The 1,699-nt window shown below is 71.2% G+C and carries 2 protein-coding genes; both read right to left on the bottom strand.

Annotated features, from left to right (window positions below; all coding sequences use genetic code 11):
* Positions 1-114 precede the first annotated feature (114 nt).
* Positions 115-1,536: a HAMP domain-containing sensor histidine kinase gene (locus VHW64_RS11620; protein WP_329650719.1), complete on the bottom strand. Its 1,422-nt coding sequence runs from the start codon at positions 1,534-1,536 to the stop codon at positions 115-117.
* A gap of 61 nt (positions 1,537-1,597) precedes the next feature.
* Positions 1,598-1,699: winged helix-turn-helix domain-containing protein (locus VHW64_RS11615; RefSeq protein ID WP_329650720.1), on the bottom strand; the 102-nt coding region annotated here is incomplete at its 5' end.

Genomic DNA, 1,699 nt, shown 5'->3' with positions numbered 1-1,699 from the left:
TTGTGGTGCCGGTGTTCGGCGGCCTCTTCTGGTGGCTGCGCAAGCGCTTTCTCGTCGCCCGCCAGGCCCGCGTGGCCCGAATGCACCTCCGCACCCCGTCGCCGTGACCGGCGGTTAGCGACTCTCGACCGGTCCGACCGGTCCGACCGGCTCGCCGGGAGAGGCCAGCTGGTCTGACTCGGAATGCGTCGCGACGTCCTCGGCGGACATGCCTGGCAGGTGCAGGGTGAAGATCGCGCCGCCGTCGACGGCGTTGGCCACCGAGGCGGTTCCATCGTGCTGCTCGGCCACCTGGCGCACGATGGACAGGCCCAGGCCGCTGCCCTGCCGCCCGCGGGAGTTGCGCCCGCGGAAGAAGCGGTCGAAGACGTAGGGCAGGTCCTCGGGATCCACGCCGGTGCCATGGTCGCGGACCTCGACGCCGCTGGGCCCGACCTGGAGCTCCACGGTCCCGCCCGGGGGAGAGTGACGCGCCGCGTTGTCGAGCAGGTTGTTGATGGCGCGCGCCAGCCGCTCGGGGACCCCGTCGACGACGGTGGGGACGAGCGTGGCGTCGAAGTGGATGCCGGGGGCGTTGCGCCGGGCGCGGGCCAGCGACTCGGCGGCGACCCCGTCGAGGCGGACGTCGTCGGTCTCGGGGCCTGGCTGGTCTCCGCGCGCAAGCTCGATGAGGTCCCCGACCAGGGCGGTGAGCTCCTCGCTCTGCTCCACCACGTCGGCGAGCAGCCGGCGGCGGTCCTCGGGCTCGAGCTCCACCTCCTCGAGCAGGACCTCGATGTTGGTGCGCAGGCTCGTCACCGGCGTGCGCAGCTCATGGGAGGCGTCGGCCACGAGCTGGCGCTGGGCCCGGACCGAGTCGTCCAGTGCCTCGCGCGACGCTTCCAGGCGGTCGAGCATCGCGTTGAAGTTGGTGGCCAACTGGCCGACCTCGTCGTCGGCGTGCACGTGGATTCGTTTGGTCAGGTCCTCGGTCTCGCCGATCTCCTGGGCGACCTGGGCCACCTCACCCAGCGGGGCCAGCACGCGGCGCGATGCCATGCGGCCGAGGAGTCCGGCGAGGGCGATACCGCCGAGGAGCACCAGCAGCAGGACGAGCCGGAGGTCGGACAGGATCGAGTCGACGCCGTTGAGCGGGCGGGCCAACTGAATGGCGACGGTCTGGGTTACCTGGAACCCGCTGTTGTCGGTGTAGGACAACATGAGCGGGAAGGTCACCACGCGTAGGTCGGTGTTGCCCGACTGCGCGTCGGCGAGGTACTGCCCCGCACGGCCCGCGGCGATCGCGCGCGTGTGGGCGGTGCTCGGCAGGTTCGGGCTGATGCTCCCCTGGACGCCGAGGACCTGGCCGTTGGGCGACACCACCTGCGCGTAAGGGGCCGGGCCACCGGCGCTCGCCGGGATGCCGGGGAACTGCTGGGCGAGCGCGTGGTAATCGCCGCTCTTGATCACCTGCGCCTGTGTGGTCAGCTCGCTGTCGATCTGGTTGCGCAGCTGGCTGCGCACGACTGTGTAACAGACGACGACGGCGATCGTCACCGCGACTGCGACGGAGGCTGCAGCGATCCACGAGAGGCGCTTGCGCAGTGTCATTCGGCGCTCAATCGCGCAGCACGTACCCGATCCCGCGCACGGTGTGCAGCAGCCGGGACTCGCCACCGGCCTCCGTCTTGCGGCGCAGGTAGCCCATGTAGACGCCCAG

Origin of the sequence: Nocardioides sp., assembly GCF_036267815.1 — a bacterium.
Taxonomy (GTDB): Bacteria; Actinomycetota; Actinomycetes; order Propionibacteriales; family Nocardioidaceae; genus Nocardioides.
This window is presented reverse-complemented; position numbering and strand designations above follow the sequence as displayed.